This window comes from Spirosoma endbachense (genome assembly GCF_010233585.1).
In the GTDB taxonomy this organism is placed as follows: Bacteria; Bacteroidota; Bacteroidia; order Cytophagales; family Spirosomataceae; genus Spirosoma; species Spirosoma endbachense.
In genome coordinates, this window is sequence record NZ_CP045997.1 from 1,855,855 (window position 1) to 1,871,137 (window position 15,283).

General features: G+C 47.8%; 16 protein-coding genes. 9 read left to right on the plus strand and 7 right to left on the minus strand.

Translation table 11 applies throughout. The features are described from left to right. Nucleotides 1–60: 60 nt before the first annotated feature. The 7 genes from GJR95_RS07300 (at nt 61) to GJR95_RS07330 (ending at nt 6,106) form a co-directional block, all read left to right on the plus strand. A complete protein-coding gene (locus GJR95_RS07300; protein WP_232541269.1) occupies nt 61–1,974 on the plus strand; it encodes a M23 family metallopeptidase in 1,914 nt (637 codons plus the stop codon). Nucleotides 1,975–2,067: 93 nt separating this feature from the next. Beyond that, on the plus strand, nt 2,068–2,517 hold the full coding sequence (gene bcp / locus GJR95_RS07305) for a thioredoxin-dependent thiol peroxidase (RefSeq protein ID WP_162385248.1): 450 nt from the start codon (nt 2,068–2,070) through the stop codon (nt 2,515–2,517). Between the two features lie 74 nt (nt 2,518–2,591). Beyond that, nucleotides 2,592–3,449, plus strand: coding sequence for a transketolase (locus GJR95_RS07310; RefSeq protein WP_162385249.1), 858 nt, complete (start codon nt 2,592–2,594; stop codon nt 3,447–3,449). A 32-nt stretch (nt 3,450–3,481) separates the two neighbouring features. Then, nucleotides 3,482–4,435 (plus strand): transketolase family protein, encoded by a 954-nt coding sequence (locus GJR95_RS07315; RefSeq protein ID WP_162385250.1) that lies wholly within the window; start codon nt 3,482–3,484, stop codon nt 4,433–4,435. A gap of 102 nt (nt 4,436–4,537) precedes the next feature. Then, the gene (locus GJR95_RS07320) at nt 4,538–5,110 is read left to right on the plus strand and encodes an RNA polymerase sigma factor (protein WP_162385251.1); all 573 of its coding nucleotides are present in this window, start codon (nt 4,538–4,540) and stop codon (nt 5,108–5,110) included. Nucleotides 5,111–5,179: 69 nt separating this feature from the next. Beyond that, a complete protein-coding gene (locus GJR95_RS07325) occupies nt 5,180–5,644 on the plus strand; it encodes a hypothetical protein (protein ID WP_162385252.1) in 465 nt (154 codons plus the stop codon). Nucleotides 5,645–5,653: 9 nt separating this feature from the next. Next, on the plus strand, nt 5,654–6,106 hold the full coding sequence (locus GJR95_RS07330) for a Spy/CpxP family protein refolding chaperone (protein WP_162385253.1): 453 nt from the start codon (nt 5,654–5,656) through the stop codon (nt 6,104–6,106). Nucleotides 6,107–6,157: 51 nt separating this feature from the next. Here the strand turns inward: GJR95_RS07330 and GJR95_RS07335 are convergent, their stop codons facing one another. The 4 genes from GJR95_RS07335 to GJR95_RS07350 all read right to left on the minus strand — a co-directional run bounded on the left by GJR95_RS07335 (nt 6,158) and on the right by GJR95_RS07350 (nt 9,522). After that, a complete protein-coding gene (locus GJR95_RS07335; protein ID WP_162385254.1) occupies nt 6,158–7,183 on the minus strand; it encodes a LiaI-LiaF-like domain-containing protein in 1,026 nt (341 codons plus the stop codon). A 73-nt stretch (nt 7,184–7,256) separates the two neighbouring features. After that, a complete protein-coding gene (locus GJR95_RS07340; protein ID WP_162385255.1) occupies nt 7,257–7,721 on the minus strand; it encodes a PspC domain-containing protein in 465 nt (154 codons plus the stop codon). Between the two features lie 211 nt (nt 7,722–7,932). Next, nucleotides 7,933–8,553, minus strand: a complete 621-nt coding sequence (gene trpF / locus GJR95_RS07345) for a phosphoribosylanthranilate isomerase (protein WP_162385256.1) — start codon at nt 8,551–8,553, stop codon at nt 7,933–7,935. A 114-nt stretch (nt 8,554–8,667) separates the two neighbouring features. Then, nucleotides 8,668–9,522 carry a sugar phosphate isomerase/epimerase family protein gene (locus tag GJR95_RS07350; protein WP_162385257.1) on the minus strand — a complete coding sequence of 285 codons (855 nt, stop codon included), beginning with the start codon at nt 9,520–9,522 and terminating at the stop codon, nt 8,668–8,670. A gap of 253 nt (nt 9,523–9,775) precedes the next feature. Between GJR95_RS07350 and GJR95_RS07355 the strand changes: the two genes are divergently transcribed. Then, nucleotides 9,776–10,615, plus strand: coding sequence for a hypothetical protein (locus tag GJR95_RS07355; protein WP_162385258.1), 840 nt, complete (start codon nt 9,776–9,778; stop codon nt 10,613–10,615). Nucleotides 10,616–10,915: 300 nt separating this feature from the next. On the opposite strand, the gene dnaJ is transcribed toward GJR95_RS07355, so the two are convergent. Beyond that, nucleotides 10,916–12,076: a molecular chaperone DnaJ gene (dnaJ, locus tag GJR95_RS07360; RefSeq protein WP_162385259.1), complete on the minus strand. Its 1,161-nt coding sequence runs from the start codon at nt 12,074–12,076 to the stop codon at nt 10,916–10,918. An 84-nt stretch (nt 12,077–12,160) separates the two neighbouring features. Next, complete coding sequence (locus tag GJR95_RS07365; RefSeq protein ID WP_162385260.1) at nt 12,161–12,766, minus strand: nucleotide exchange factor GrpE; 606 nt, start codon at nt 12,764–12,766, stop codon at nt 12,161–12,163. A gap of 180 nt (nt 12,767–12,946) precedes the next feature. On the opposite strand from GJR95_RS07365, the gene queG reads away from it, so the two are divergent. Further along, a complete protein-coding gene (gene queG / locus GJR95_RS07370; RefSeq protein ID WP_162385261.1) occupies nt 12,947–13,897 on the plus strand; it encodes a tRNA epoxyqueuosine(34) reductase QueG in 951 nt (316 codons plus the stop codon). Nucleotides 13,898–13,955: 58 nt separating this feature from the next. Here the strand turns inward: queG and kynU are convergent, their stop codons facing one another. Then, the gene (gene kynU / locus GJR95_RS07375; protein ID WP_162385262.1) at nt 13,956–15,260 is read right to left on the minus strand and encodes a kynureninase; all 1,305 of its coding nucleotides are present in this window, start codon (nt 15,258–15,260) and stop codon (nt 13,956–13,958) included. Between the last annotated feature and the right edge of the window lie 23 nt (nt 15,261–15,283).

A 15,283-nucleotide genomic window follows, 5' to 3' on the forward strand; every position in this document is an offset into this window, starting at 1 on the left:
CAGGCGACTGCCCCTGCCAATCGCCTGGGTGAGCCACCCGTTGCACCGGCAGGTTATTTTATGTTTCCGATTATGCCGGGAGCCGCTAATTCGCTGTCGGGTGGTTTAGGCGATTTGCGGGCGAATCACTTCCATGCCGGGCTGGATATTCGAACGGGTGGTCGCGAAGGGTTAGACGTTCATGCTGCCGCCGATGGCTACATAGCGCGCATTGCCGTCTTTACAGGCGGCTATGGCAATGTGGTGTTCATCAAACATCCGAATGGCCTGACAACGGTTTATGGCCATCTCAAAGCCCTCAAGGATACCCTTGGCACTTACCTCCGCGAACAGCAGTACGAAAAGAAAACGTTCGAGATCGATTTGCGGCCCGAACCGGGACAATTTCCGGTCAAGCAAGGAGATATTATTGCGGCATCAGGTAATACTGGTGGGTCTGGCGGGCCTCATCTACACTTCGAAGTACGTGACGCCAGGGATAATCTCATCAATCCACTGCTCTACGGTTTCCCGGAACTTAAGGACGATGTACCTCCTTATTTCGAGCGGATCGCGTTGAAAACAATGACTGCCACTTCGCGCATTAACGGCGAATACCAGCGCATTAGCTTTGCGCCCGTTCGTCGTGCTGATGGCACTTACACGCTTTCGCAGCCCATCACAGCATCGGGGTTGCTTGGGCTAGAAGTACTGGGGTACGACAAATCCAATGGGTCGCCTTATCGGAACGGAATCAGTTGCCTCGAAATCCGGCTCGATGGGCGTGAGGTATTTGCCTACAACATGAACAGCTTCCCGAATGAATACACGCGGTTCATGAATATCCACGAGAACTACGAAGTGGAACAAATGAGTGGCCAGCGATACCATCGGGGCTACATTGCTGATGGCAACATTCTGAATTTGTATAAGTTACAAAGCAATGCAGCTTATCGGGGCCGCTTGCCCTTATTGGACGGACAACCCCATGAGGTAACGTTAACGCTTTATGATGCTTTCGATCATGCAGCCCAATTAACATTCACGATTCTACCGGAATTACCAACAACAAACCCACCCCGAACAGACTCGTTGACAGTTTCGCCCGCTACCTATACACCTGATCAGGCAAATGGTGAGTCTGCTGCAACCATTACAACCGACGAGAATGTACTGAAAATAACAGTCAGGAACATAGCCGCAGGCAATCCGCCGTTAGCCAAATTACACAGTGGGCGTACGGTAACTGAGCAGCCAGTTAGTTATGTGCGCAACAACCAAGCAGTTTATCTTATAGATTTGCGCCAGTCATTGCCAGACTCCATACAATTTGGCCGGGGCGTAGTGCGAACAAATTTCAAAAAACGCATTATACCCGGACGCAAAGAAGTTATCGTCGATGGCAATACCCGGCTGGAATTTGGGGCTAAAACGCTATTTGACACATTGCATCTGGCGATGCGACCAATGCCAGGAGGTGGTCTGGAAATCAACCAGCCGACTATTCCGCTCAACGATTATCTGACTATTCAATATACCCCGAATTATCCGATTGCAGTCGACACGATGCGTACGAAAGCTTATTGGACGAGTGGAGGTCGCGAAAGTTTTCTGGGCGGAACGTGGAATAAAGGCCGGATCGAATTCAAAACTCGTTCGCTGGGTCGGTTTCAGCTGATGACCGATTCCAATCCGCCAGCGGTCGAAATTTTGTCAGCCACGCCAACTGGAATCACAGCCCGGATTCGGGATGATCTGTCAGGTATTGCTGATTTCCGGGCATTGATTAATGGTGAATGGGTGTTGATGCAGTACGACTATAAACGGGCATTGTTGTGGTCGGACAGGCTTAATCCGGACGAACCGTTTGAGGCCGGTGATGAAGTGCTTATACAAGTAAAGGATCGCTCTGGCAACATCGGTTCAGACAGTACAACCATTGAAGTGCCCCGACCCAAACGAAAAGCCACGCCCAAACGACGACGACGGCGATAAAACGATTTTCGATAGATGGATTTTGGTCTACTGAACAGAAGTATCAGCAAGTAACAAATCCCGAATAGCCTATACCATAAACCATAAATCTGAATGAGCCTGAACATTGGTGATCCGGCCCCCGACTTTACAAGCACTGATCAAACTGGTCAGCCCATTAAACTGTCAGATTATCGGGGCAAAAAAGTCGTTATTTATTTTTACCCCAAAGACGATACGCCTGGCTGTACTGCGCAGGCGTGTAGCCTCCGGGACAATTATGATCGCCTGAAAGCGGCTGGCTACGAAGTTTTAGGCATCAGTGTAGATGACGTCAACTCGCACCAGAAATTTGCCAGCAAATACGATCTGCCATTTACGCTCGTGGCCGATACCGACCAGCACATTGTTGAAGCGTATGACGTATGGAAGGAAAAATCCATGTATGGCCGCACCTATATGGGTACTGTCCGGACTACGTTTCTGATTGACGAAAATGGTATTATTACCGATATTATTGGCAAAGTGGATACGAAAAACCACGCCGAACAAATTTTAAAATAACCTGGTGCAGATGCCCACGTCTGTACTTTTGCCATAAATCCTGATGCGGACGTGGGCGTCCGCGCCATTACTACATGGAACTCGAACAACTCGAACACATCGCAACCGCCGTTCGGCGCGACATCGTCCGCATGGTTGCGGCCGTTAACTCTGGTCACCCCGGTGGATCACTGGGCTGTACTGACTTTTTGGTTGCGCTCTATTTTGACATCATGAAGTTGAAAAAGGAGGCCGACGGTACACCTATTTTCGACATGGATGGCCGCGATGAAGACCTATTCTTCCTCTCAAATGGACATATTTCGCCGGTTTTTTACTCGGTATTAGCGCGCGCCGGTTATTTTTCTCTGGATGAACTGTCAACGTTCCGAAAGCTGAACAGTCGCTTACAGGGGCACCCCACCACTGCCGAGCACCTGCCAGGTATTCGCATTGCTTCGGGTTCATTAGGGCAGGGTTTGTCGGTAGCATCTGGCGCGGCTTATTCTAAAAAGCTCAACGGCGATACAAATCATGTATATGTGCTGATGGGCGACGGTGAGCAGCAGGAAGGCCAGGTCTGGGAAGCGGCCCAGTTTGCTCCCAATAAGAAATTAGGTAATCTGACTGCCGTCATCGACTTCAACCACGCTCAGATTGACGGTAAAACTGATTACGTTAACAACAACCGCGACCTTGGTGCTAAATACAGAGCATTTGGCTGGCATGTTGACGAAATGCAGGGTAACGACATGGCTGATGTTATCAAGACTCTGAAAAAAGCCCAGGAAGACCCAGATGTGCCAACGCTGATTCTGATGCATACAGAAATGGGCTTCGGTGTAGATTATATGGTTGGCAGCTACAAGTGGCACGGTGTGGCGCCAAATGCTGAGCAACTTACCCAGGCACTGAATCAATTGCCCCTTTCTGTAGGCTATTCGGATTATTAAAAACACAAGCCCATTGCTGTCCTGAAAAAATCATGAAAAAATACGAGTACACCGAAAAAAAAGACACTCGCTCGGGCTTTGGCGCGGGTATAGCTGAACTTGGCAAAACCCATCCCAACGTAGTAGCGCTAACCGCCGATCTGGCTGGCTCGCTGAAACTCGAAGCATTCATTAAAGACAACCCCGAACGGTTTGTTCAGTGCGGTATTGCCGAAGCCAATATGATTGGCGTATCGGCTGGCCTGACGATTGGCGGTCATATTCCTTTCGCAACCACATTCGCTAACTTCGCTACGGGTCGGGTCTACGATCAGATTCGTCAGTCGGTTGCGTATTCCAACAAAAACGTTAAAATCTGCGCATCACACGCGGGTGTTACGCTGGGCGAAGACGGTGCTACCCACCAGATTCTGGAAGATCTGGGTATGATGAAGATGTTACCCAACATGACCGTCATCAACCCCTGCGATTATAACCAGACCAAAGCCGCTACCATCGCCATCGCCGACCATGTTGGGCCGGTTTACCTGCGCTTCGGACGGCCCGTTATTCCGGTCTTTACGCCTGCCGATCAAAAATTCGAAATCGGTAAGGCATGGACCGTCAATGAAGGCTCTGATGTATCAATTTTCTGCACCGGCCACCTGGTTTGGGAATCCATCAAAGCAGGCGAAATACTGGCAGCAGAAGGAATTGAAGCCGATATTATCAATATTCACACAATTAAACCGTTAGACGAAGAAGCGATTCTGGCTTCGGTGAAGAAAACGGGTTGTGCCGTATCGGCAGAAGAGCACATGATCAGCGGAGGCCTGGGCGATAGCGTTGCGCACGTTCTGGCCCAAAATTTTCCGGCTCCGCTCGAGTACGTTGGCGTTCACGATACCTTCGGTGAAAGTGGTACACCCGACCAGTTGATGCAAAAATATGGCCTCACTGCCGACAAAATTGTTGAGCAGGTGAAGAAAGTAATGGGAAGAAAATAGAGTAGTTAGGAATGAGGAGCAAGGAGTGAGAATGCTCCGCGAAAAACAATAGCGTGTCGGCTATTCTCATTCCTCGCTTCTCACTCCCAACTCCTAAAAAGAATGACTGACGCAGAACTCCTCGCCAAATACCGCGACCCGTCGAGCCGGAATTATGCCTTTAATCTGCTGGTACGTCAGTATCAGCAGAAAATTTATTGGCATATCCGTAAGATGGTCATTGACCACGACGACGCTGATGATTTGGTTCAGGAAACATTTATTAAAGTCTGGAATAGCCTGGAACAGTTTCGGGGTGACAGTCAGTTATATACCTGGATTTACCGCATTGCTACCAACGAATGCCTCAATTTTCTGAACAAGAAGCGACGACGTTTTTTCCTGCCTATTGGCGACGTCGAGGGCGAATTGATGGAAAAACTGGAAAGCAATTCGGATTTCGTCACGTCGGGCAACGAGTTAAGTGGCGAAGAAATTCAACTGAAGTTGCAGAAGGCCCTGCTAAAATTACCGGATAAACAACGGCTGGTGTTCAACATGAAATACTTCGATGACATGAAGTACGAAGAAATTGCCGAGATTACCGGTACGTCAGTTGGAGCCTTAAAAGCATCCTATCACCTTGCCGTAAAAAAAATCGAAGATTATCTGGATAAATCTGATACGTCTGATTAAACCCCGATCAGTGTAACTTGTCAAATCGCATATAAAGAACGAATTGTGTAACTTGTACACTGAACGACAATGAACGAAATGAGCAACTTCAGGATTGACGAACTTCCTCCCGAGCACCCGCTTCGACAACAACCGTTTCGTGCTCCGGATGGCTATTTCGACCAGCTGCCATCACGAGTGCAGGCTCGCGTGACCCGTAAACCTAAACCAGCGTTTAGCATTAGCTGGTCGTGGCAACGTACGGTAACTTCGCTGGCCGGTGCCAGTCTGATTGCCGTGCTGATCTGGAAAACCTTACCCCAACGGCAGGAGTCTATTGGCAGAGAAGCACTAACGGGTGTAAGTAACGACGTGATTGCAGCTTATCTTGATGATCAGGGAATCGATCCGTATGAGTTAGCCGACGGTCAGCAAGTTCATACGTCATTGGGCAGCGATACAACGGCCATTCAATATTTAAATGTGAAACCCGCCGATATTCAGCAGCACATTGACGAGCAAAACGTATCAGAATCACTGGGCTTCGGCTCCTGACTTTATAGAATGGTTAATTTTACCACGATGAGACACGCATGGATTGGTTGGATAGTAGCTTTAGTGATGACAACACACATCACAATGGCGCAAAACGACCCTAACGGACGCCAGAAAATTGAGGCCGCAAAGATTGGCATGATTACCAATCGGCTCAATCTGACAACAGATCAGGCACCACAGTTCTGGGCGGTTTATAACGAATACAACGGTAAAAAGCAGGAGTTGAACCGCCGGATTCGGCAGTTGAGTAACGAGCCTTCCCGTACGAGCCTCAACGATAATCAGTTGGTAAATGGCCTGCGCGAGATAAACTCAACCAAGCAAAAACTCGCCGATCTTGATGAAGAATATATGAGTCGGTTTCTGAAGGTAATCAGTCCGGCCCAATTGACCGAGTTATATAAAACAGAGCAGACTTTTAATAAGATGCTGCTTAATCGGTTGAACAATCAGAATTAAACGAAAATGACAGGGGCGATCTGATCAGATCGCCCCTGTCATTTTCGTTTACTAATACCGAACTACCTTAAAGCTGGAGATACCGCCATCGAAGCGAATCGTCATTTTCTTTTTGGTAGAACTGTAGCCAGGGCTCTCAAATTCGCCACCACCTACATCGGTAAAATCATCAAGGCGTTCTAAATTCAGGGCGCCATCTTTTTTAATGCGGCATCCTACCTCTTTCGGAACATGCACTGTCACCGAAGCCGCACCCACATCGAGTTTCACATCGGACACATCAGCTTTGGCCCCTAATTTAAGATCCAGGTCAGCTGCCCCCACCGCTAGTTTTAAATCCTTCACGGTATACGCACTTAAATCAAGGTCGCCCTGCCCGGCACCCAGTGCAATATCCATTGACCAGACCGGCTTATCGTTCAGATGGACGTCTACCCGATTCTCGAATTTACCATCTTTAAGGTCAATATGTTGATTCTCGTCCGTCGGCTTTAACTCAATGGTCGGAATGTGTGTTGTTTCATCCCGGTCCACCGACATCGAATAGCTACCGATATTTTGCTTGGTGTCAGCTTTAATGAGTTCAGTCGTTGGATCGCTGATTATAAAGCGTCCGGCTCCGCCCGCTAGTTTCAGTACAGCTTCACGGGTATCGGCATCCATCGCTTCGGTGAACGTATTCGTCTGAATTTTCCCCGCATCCCGATTATCCCGTTCAGAGTGATAGTCGTCCTCGTTATCGTCGTTATCATTGTCATTACGATGATGATCATCATCGTCGTCATCATCATCATGATTATTCCAATGGATGCCAAAACCGTCGTGATCCCGATCGTGCGTAAAGAACCCGAATAAAGTGGTCGGGACGGCTACTGCCAGCATCACCGTTGTGATAAAGGCCGCCGGATTGCCACGACGCTCCAGAATTAGGTTAATACCGGCCAGAATCAGAAGAACCGGCCACAGATTTACCAATGAATGCCAGTTGACATCAAGCCATCCGACTCTTCGAGCCAGGAACAGCACACCAAACGTGAGCAGAAAAATGCCCCAGAATAATCCATTTCTTCGTTGCATGACAAAGTTTATTTATGGCTGATCCCGGATGGATTGTTGTCGTTTGCAAAATCCATCCGGGATCAGCCATCTTTTATAAAGGGTTGTTGGTGTTATTTTTATCAGGATCGTATGGCGTTTTGATACGATCCCGGAAAATCAGCCACAATCCAATCGCAATCAGAACGAATGGCCAAAGATCGCCAAAGTCAATATCGAGATAGCGATCCAGCAGAAACAGAACGCCGAGAAGAATCAGAACTGCCCCGCCGATAAGGCTACGGTCGGGCGATGCGGGTTGATTGGGATTGTAGGGATTCATAGAAAAAACGGGGTTTGCATAAACGGTTGTCTGAGCTGTTGATCCACCGAACCTACGTTCTGGCAGTGCGATCCACAAGATACAGTAAATGATAAGAGCCGGAAAATGGGGGATAAAAATTCCTATCACAAAAATGAGCCGGACTACGGCACGATCTATGCCAAAATAATCGGCTATACCAGCGCATACTCCCCCTATTTGGGCCTGGTCGGAAATACGTTCTAATCGTTTGTTCATGGCTTTTTGTGTCTAAAACCGATGTAAACCTAGTAACGGAGCAGGACCTGCGAAAAGAGAATAGGAAGAATGGACGCGCGGTTTGATGGAAGTATGTTTTCAATGATAGTAGGTAATACATAGTAGCAGGCGACAGACAGGAGATTATTGGTTTCCGTCTTCAACGGGCAGTTGATCCCCCTTTCTGCCCATTGAAGACGGAAAACCGCCCTTACTCTTCCTCGATGGCTTCCAGAATATCCATCAATTCACCAAATTCTTTATTGCCAGGATGTTCTTCGTCGCCACCGCTAAGCGCAATTCCCCGAACAGGAAGCTGTGCCAATAGATCATGTACATTGACGGCAGAAACACCGGTGCCCAATAATACGGGGTATCGTCCTGCCAGCCGTTGGAGTGCCCGTTTCAGATCGTCATCAAGGTGAAGTGGCCCATTGCTTTCGAGCAGCACGTATTCGGCCCCGGTTGCACCTGTCTGCAGGAAGCTATCAAGATGATCGAGGGTCAACTGCGACAAATCGACCCGTAGAATGAGTGGTTTTCCTAATGAACCCAGGTACGGTAGTAAAGCTGACTCATCAACCTGAAGCAGATCAGGCTGATAGGTCTCAAGTAGATGCTCAATAACTTCCGGATCAGTCGACGTTGTTTCGCCTACAATCTGTACTCCGGCAACCCACGATTTTATTTCTTCAAACTTTTTAGGGTCAACATAATCTGCTGATTCAGCGTCCATTGAAAAGCCAAGCATGTCAACACCCATACCAGCACAATACCGGGCATCACTAAGATTCGTAACGTTGGAGATTTTAACAAGAGTTGTGAGAGCCATGATACAGTCAATTACAGGCTACGAAGTTAAGGACGGAGTCGGCAGGGAGCAAGGGGCAGTGAACGGAGTTATGCATTTGCTCGTCTCCCCGCTCTGGCTCCCCACCCCTTGCCTCTACTGCACCTTCACCCGGTTATAAATCTCCCGGAAATTTTTAACGCTTTCCGCTATCTCAGGGCCGTTATTTTCCCAGTGGTATTCATATTCAGCCGAAATCGGGCCCTTAAAGTGCTGGCGTTTCAATTCAGCAATGACGGCTTCTACTTTGCAATCGCCCGTACTCCAGACCACATCGTGGTATTTACCATCGGGTGTATCTTTCTTCACATCTTTAAAATGCATACCAATTACATGGCCATTCAGTTTTTTCAGACACTCAATCGGGTCGAGTCCTGAACGAACCCAGTGACCAATATCGGAGCAGGAGCCGATGTATTTGCTCCCACCGATAGCGGCAAGAACCGTATCAGGATGCCAGTAGCGCGACGGTTTGGGATGGTTATGTAAGGCTACGTTGATTTTATACTGCTCAGCCAGTTTGCGTACTAAAGGCATTTGCTCAGGAGTAGGCTCAGAATTGATATTCAGAATACCCATATCCTTCGCAAACTCAAACAACGCACTCCATTCTTCATCTGTCTTAGGGTTGATCACACCATAAGCCACTACTGTCAGCCCTTTATCCTTTATTAATTTCTTAACGGCCTGCCGGGTTGCAGCATCCATTTTAAAGTCCATTTTCCCTTCCATGCCTCCACCAATCGGCTGACCCGGAAATGCTTCGACATATTTGAGGCCACAACTATCAATTTTCCGCAGGGCTTCTGCAAAGGGGAATAACCGAAATGAATATGCCTGAGCTCCCAGTTTCCACCCTGCCTTATCTTCGGGGTTTTTCTGGGCTATTGCCGAAACGATACTTAACGCTGCGATTGCCCCGCCCAGGAGGTACTTTGTCCAATGTTTCATAAAGCAGATAATGTTTTTACTCAAAAGGAAAGGAGCAATTTGCTTTACCCATTAACTAGCTTAAATCAGTAACGATGAAGACTATACCTTTGGAAACCAGTCAGCATTCGGCATTCGGGCGATCAGTTACTAGCTGCGGTTCAGCAGTTAAGCTGCGGAAAAATCAACTGAATTCTCTACTTTAGAGCGGGCCAGTTTGCACAAATAGGCTTACTCGCTGGTTTATACTCAACATCATCATAATTCAGTCTTTATGAAAAGGATAACGCTTGCTCTCGCGGTATTGTGTATTCTCATTATTGGCTGTAAAGATGCGCCATTAGAACTCACGCCAGCTCCTTCATCTGGACAGCGGGTGAACCATCTTGTTATCCTCTATTACCGCTTTCTGGATCAGGAACCCATGCTGGATACCGTGCTAATTGATGGGGTGGTCAAGGCAATTGCGTCGAAAGATAGCATGAGCTTTGGCTACGATTCGCAGGGGAGGCTAACCAACTACGACCGAACCCAGTATTCGGCCAACGTTGGTGGCCCTTACACCAGCGGAACACTAAAAAGTGAATACACTTATCAAAACGGGCAATTTCAGGAACTGGAAGGCAGTACCGGCATTCGGTTCCAATACCGACTCGACGACTCGCAGCGTAGGGTGCTGAGCCGGACTAAAAAACGTTACTCCTACATCGATGTCGATACGTTGAGACAGTATTCGGCCGAAGGCATTCTAAAAACAGTACAATTGCTGAATAACCGGCAGGTATTCACTATTGAGAATGGGAACGTGGTTCGTATTGAGCAGTATGGAATAGCGAACGGTAAGCTAGAGCAGGTAACTCAGATGACCTACGATAACTCGCATCTTGCTCCGCCAGCCCAGTTGACCTTTCTGGGAGAAACCAGTCGAAATGCACTCGTCCATAAAAAGATTCTTGACTACGGTTATACAGACGGCGTCCATACCTATGACTACTCCTATACGAATGAATATGACGCTCAGGGACGAATGACGCGGCAAATTGAGTACCACCAGGAATCCTGGTACAATCAGGGTAAGCCTTACTTCTGGACAGCTACAGACTACTACTACTGATCTGTTACGGTTCGCAATATCCTCTCCAACAGGACAAAACATAGTTCTATCCTACTTTTCCAGCGCGTTCAAATGTAACGTATTTATTGAACCGCCACGAGTTATTACCCCAAGCCAGTTTGAACTGCTCAACAGGCTTCAATAGTTAGAATCGCTGAAAAATAAGAAGTAATTACAAGAACGAATTTTCCCAAAAATAGACTTACAGGAAGCAAAAGACCCATAAACCAAAAAAGCCCCATAATGGAGCTCCCTGGCGTTTTTCTATCTGTTTGTTTATTGACCGTTTGTGGTCAATACTTATCCGTGAAAGAAATCCTTCATTTTATCGAAGAACCCTTTTTCATTTTTATTAGGCTTCGGTTGAAAGTTCGGTGAGTTACGTAGCTTTTCCAGCATCGACCGCTCTTCTGACGACAACGCTTTTGGCGTCCAGACGTTAACATGAACGAGTTGATCACCACGACCATAGCCGTTCAATTCTTTAATTCCTTTGCCTTTAAGACGAAGTATCTTTCCACTCTGTGTGCCCGGATCAAGCGTAATACGTGCCTTCCCGTCAATAGTTGGCACCTCAACATTTGTGCCGACAGCGGCATCTACGAAGTTGACATACAGATCAAACACGACGTTGTTACCATCACGCTTGAGATCAGCATCCTCTTCTTCTTCAATGACAATAAGCAAATCACCAGCAACACCACCCCGCGGGGGTACGTTTCCTTTTCCTCCTACCGACAATTGAATACCTTCAGCAACACCGGCCGGAATCTTAATTGGAATAACGTCTTCCTGCAATACACGACCTTCACCAAAGCATACGTCGCACCGGTCGGTTACTAGTTTACCTTCCCCATTACAGGTTGGGCAAGTGCTGGTCGAGACCATCTGCCCAAGCATGGTGTTGACTACTTTGCGGGTTTGCCCCGTTCCACTACAGGTCGTACAGGTTTGTACGGCTGTTCCATTTTTAGACCCGTTACCACCACAGGTGTTACAGGTAACGTGGCGCTTCACTTTAATTTTCTTCTCGACGCCGTTGGCAACTTCCTGTAAATTCAATTTCAGCTTGATACGCAGATCGGAGCCACGACGAACGCGCTGGCGTCCTCCGCCCCCCTGCGCTCCCCGAAAGAAGCTGCCAAAGGGTGAATCGTCGCCAAAAACGTCACCAAACTGACTGAATATATCTTCCATGGTTGGCCCACCGGCACCATAGCCACCAGCAGCTCCACCCACACCGGCATGACCAAACTGGTCATAGCGAGCCTTCTTCTGAGGGTCGTTCAGAACATCGTAAGCCTCTGCCGCTTCCTTAAATTTCTCTTCGGCGGTGGGGTCATCGGGGTTTTTATCGGGATGGTACTTGATGGCCATCTTCCGATATGCCTTTTTCAACTCCTCCGCCGAGACGTTCTTATCAACGCCCAGTATTTCGTAATAATCGCGCTTCGTTGCCATGGTCGGGATATATAATGTGGGATATATGATGTCTAGTCTGGCACATTGGACCATACATCATATATCCCACATCACACCTAAAAATTATGCTCCTACAATTACTTTCGCAAACCGAATGACCTTGTCATTCAGATAGTACCCTTTTTCAATTTCGTCGATGACTTTTCCTTTGAGATCATCGCTTGGAGCCGGAAACTGAGTTACAGACTCGTGCAGGTCGGCATTGAACGTTTCCCCTTTCGAGCTCATTGGCTTTAAGCCTTTATTCTCTAAAGTCTTAAACAACTTATTGTAGATCAGGGCTATACCTTCTTTTACAGCGGCAATATCGTCCGTTGCTTCGATGGATTGCATAGCGCGCTCAAAATCGTCAACAACCGGTATCAACGCCTGTAATAAGCCTTCATTGGCGTTATTGATCAGGTCTAGTTTTTCCCTGGCCGTGCGCCGGCGAAAATTCTCAAAGTCAGCGTACAAACGGAGGTATTTATCTTTAAGTTCAGCTAATTCGCTGCCAATCCGTTCCGTTTCAGCTACAAAGCCTTCTGCCGAATTGCTTTCAGTTGTTTCTTCCGACTCTCCGCCATTGACGGGTACAGCCTCTTCACCGGCTGCCGTTGCAGTTGTCAGGTTGTCAGGTTGTTGCGTATTCGTAGACGCTTCTTCGTCCAAAATGTCTTTATTTTCCATTGATGAGCTTCTATTTCGCTTCCAGAAATTCATATGCAAAGATGGGCAAAAGCCCGGCCAAAACCGCATTTACTGCCAAGTTGACACGATTTATGAACTGCGATTACACTGATTTATTAATTTACAGGATTTATCTTTCCGGCAAATCTGTTTTCGAGAAACAGTCGTCTTCGTCTTTTTATGCATTCGTCAACAAGTCAGTACACTCGATTGATCAAAGCCAGAGCCCTTGCCTTAGGTTTTGATTTTTGTGGCGTGGCGAAGGCTGATTTTCTGGAAGAAGAAGCGCCCCGTCTGGAAACCTGGCTTAAGAATGGGATGCATGGCCAGATGAATTACATGGCTAATCACTTCGACAAACGGCTTGATCCACGTCTGCTGGTCGATGACGCCAAATCGGTCATAACGGTTTTACTCAATTATTATCCAGAGCAGAAACTTCCCGAATCCGATGCTGATTATAAGCTCTCAAAATATGCTTATGGTGCAGATTATCACTATGTTATCAAAGACAAACTAAAAGATTTACTGGCTTATATTCAGGAAGAAATCGGCGAAGTCGGTGGGCGGGCTTTTGTCGATTCAGCTCCAGTCATGGATAAAGCCTGGGCAAAACGAGGGGGATTAGGCTGGGTCGGAAAACACACCAATCTGATCAATCGCGAGATCGGTTCATTTTTCTTTATTGGCGAGTTAATTCTTGATCTTGAGCTGGAACCTGATGGCCCAATTACTGACTATTGCGGAACCTGTGCGCGTTGCATCGACGCCTGCCCAACCGACGCAATTGTTGGCCCCTACGTGGTTGATGGCAGCAAATGTATTTCTTACTTTACGATTGAGTTAAAAGAGGCAATTCCTGACGATGTTCGGGGAAAATTTGACAATTGGGTCTTCGGTTGTGACATCTGCCAGGATGTCTGTCCCTGGAATCGTTTTGCCAAACCACACAAAACGGTTGAGTTCAGCCCAAATCCCGAATTAGCCTCGTTTACAAAGGTCGACTGGGAGGAAATTACGGAAGATGTTTTTCGTGAGGTTTTCCGCCGATCGGCCGTAAAACGAACCAAACTGGAGGGTCTGAAGCGGAATGTTGCGTTCAATAAGCCTGATTCTGTTTCTGAAAACTGACAACAGTTACTGACTGCATGAATGCACTTCAAGCAATTTTTAGGCATCTGCTTGTGTACTACTGTACGCCAAAATAGCCGCTCATTACCTCCCCTACCCGCCATACTTCCTCAAATGTGTTGTATAGGGGTGTGGGAGCCAGTCGAATGCAGTCGGGTTCGCGCCAATCGCCGATAATACCCTGTTCGGTCAGATAAGTAAACAACTCACGGCCTTTTTTGCGCACCAGCAACGATAACTGACAACCGCGCTGGTTCGGATCGTCGGGCGTTACCAGCAGCACTTCATCAAACGGTGCCAACACATACTCCAGATAGCCGGTTAATAGTTCACTTTTTTGCCGGAGTGGAATAATTCCAGCTTCGGCTGTAATGGCCAGAGCTGCGCGGTGCAAAGCCAGTGACAGAATATTAGGCGTACTAACCTGCCAGCCATCGGCTCCGGGAGCTGGTAGAAAACCGGGCTTCATATCAAAACGCCGGCCTTCGCGATAACCCCACCAACCAGCTAGCCTTGGCAAGTTCTGATCATGGTGTTTCTCATGAACAAACACGCCCGACACAGCCCCCGGCCCACCATTGAGGTATTTATAGGAACACCAGGTGGCAAAGTCAACGCCCCATTCGTGGAGCCGCAAGGGTACGTTTCCAATCGCATGGGCCAGGTCAAAACCTATGAGCACGCAATGCTGTTTGGCTGTCTGGGTAATCGCATCCATGTTATAAACCTGCCCCGTGTAATAATTCAGGCCACTCATCCAGATCAAAGCCAGCGAGTCGGCATGTTCGGCAATGGCATGCTGTATATCTGTCGTATGGATCAGGCTGTCGTCGGATCGTGGCGCTATTTCGATAATTGCCTCCGAGGGATTTAATCCATGATGCTTAACGTGCGTTTCAAGAGCATATTGATCCGATGGAAAATCACCAGCAATCGTAAGAATTTTATACTTCTTTTTCCCTGAAGAATCAGCTGTACCGGGCCGATAAAAGGAAGCCAGTAATAAATGCAGATTCACGGTCAGAGCGTTCATCGGACAAACCTCCGAAGTTTCGGCCCCTACGATTTGCGCCAGAGAATCTTTACAGGTCGTATGGTAGCCTAACCAGGTTTGTCTGTCACTTTCCGTCTCTGCAACGGCAGAATGATCGAACCAGCCCTCAACACCTAGATTCTGCCAGGTATCAAGCTCCCGGCCAAGGGCTTCACGCGCTGTTTTGGGTTGCAGGCCAAGCGAATTACCGCACAGGTAAATTAAGGGTTTGTCGTCGCGCTGAGGAATATGAAAACGGTCGCGAAACTGCCGAAGAGGGTCGGCCTGATCAAGTTGTTGAGCGAAAGCGCGTGAATTTTCGTAAGTCATCTGGAGGTATCAACAAGTCTGTT

Bases quoted from the DNA above. Each gene is read 5' to 3' on its own strand.
- GJR95_RS07300 (WP_232541269.1), top strand. From the start codon at position 61: ATGTTTCCGATTATGCCGGGAGCCGCTAATTCGCTGTCGGGTGGTTTA.
- bcp (WP_162385248.1), top strand. From the start codon at position 2,068: ATGAGCCTGAACATTGGTGATCCGGCCCCCGACTTTACAAGCACTGAT.
- GJR95_RS07310 (WP_162385249.1), top strand. From the start codon at position 2,592: ATGGAACTCGAACAACTCGAACACATCGCAACCGCCGTTCGGCGCGAC.
- GJR95_RS07315 (WP_162385250.1), top strand. From the start codon at position 3,482: ATGAAAAAATACGAGTACACCGAAAAAAAAGACACTCGCTCGGGCTTT.
- GJR95_RS07320 (WP_162385251.1), top strand. From the start codon at position 4,538: ATGACTGACGCAGAACTCCTCGCCAAATACCGCGACCCGTCGAGCCGG.
- GJR95_RS07325 (WP_162385252.1), top strand. From the start codon at position 5,180: ATGAACGAAATGAGCAACTTCAGGATTGACGAACTTCCTCCCGAGCAC.
- GJR95_RS07330 (WP_162385253.1), top strand. From the start codon at position 5,654: ATGGTTAATTTTACCACGATGAGACACGCATGGATTGGTTGGATAGTA.
- GJR95_RS07335 (WP_162385254.1), bottom strand. From the start codon at position 7,183: ATGCAACGAAGAAATGGATTATTCTGGGGCATTTTTCTGCTCACGTTT.
- GJR95_RS07340 (WP_162385255.1), bottom strand. From the start codon at position 7,721: ATGAACAAACGATTAGAACGTATTTCCGACCAGGCCCAAATAGGGGGA.
- trpF (WP_162385256.1), bottom strand. From the start codon at position 8,553: ATGGCTCTCACAACTCTTGTTAAAATCTCCAACGTTACGAATCTTAGT.
- GJR95_RS07350 (WP_162385257.1), bottom strand. From the start codon at position 9,522: ATGAAACATTGGACAAAGTACCTCCTGGGCGGGGCAATCGCAGCGTTA.
- GJR95_RS07355 (WP_162385258.1), top strand. From the start codon at position 9,776: ATGAAAAGGATAACGCTTGCTCTCGCGGTATTGTGTATTCTCATTATT.
- dnaJ (WP_162385259.1), bottom strand. From the start codon at position 12,076: ATGGCAACGAAGCGCGATTATTACGAAATACTGGGCGTTGATAAGAAC.
- GJR95_RS07365 (WP_162385260.1), bottom strand. From the start codon at position 12,766: ATGGAAAATAAAGACATTTTGGACGAAGAAGCGTCTACGAATACGCAA.
- queG (WP_162385261.1), top strand. From the start codon at position 12,947: ATGCATTCGTCAACAAGTCAGTACACTCGATTGATCAAAGCCAGAGCC.
- kynU (WP_162385262.1), bottom strand. From the start codon at position 15,260: ATGACTTACGAAAATTCACGCGCTTTCGCTCAACAACTTGATCAGGCC.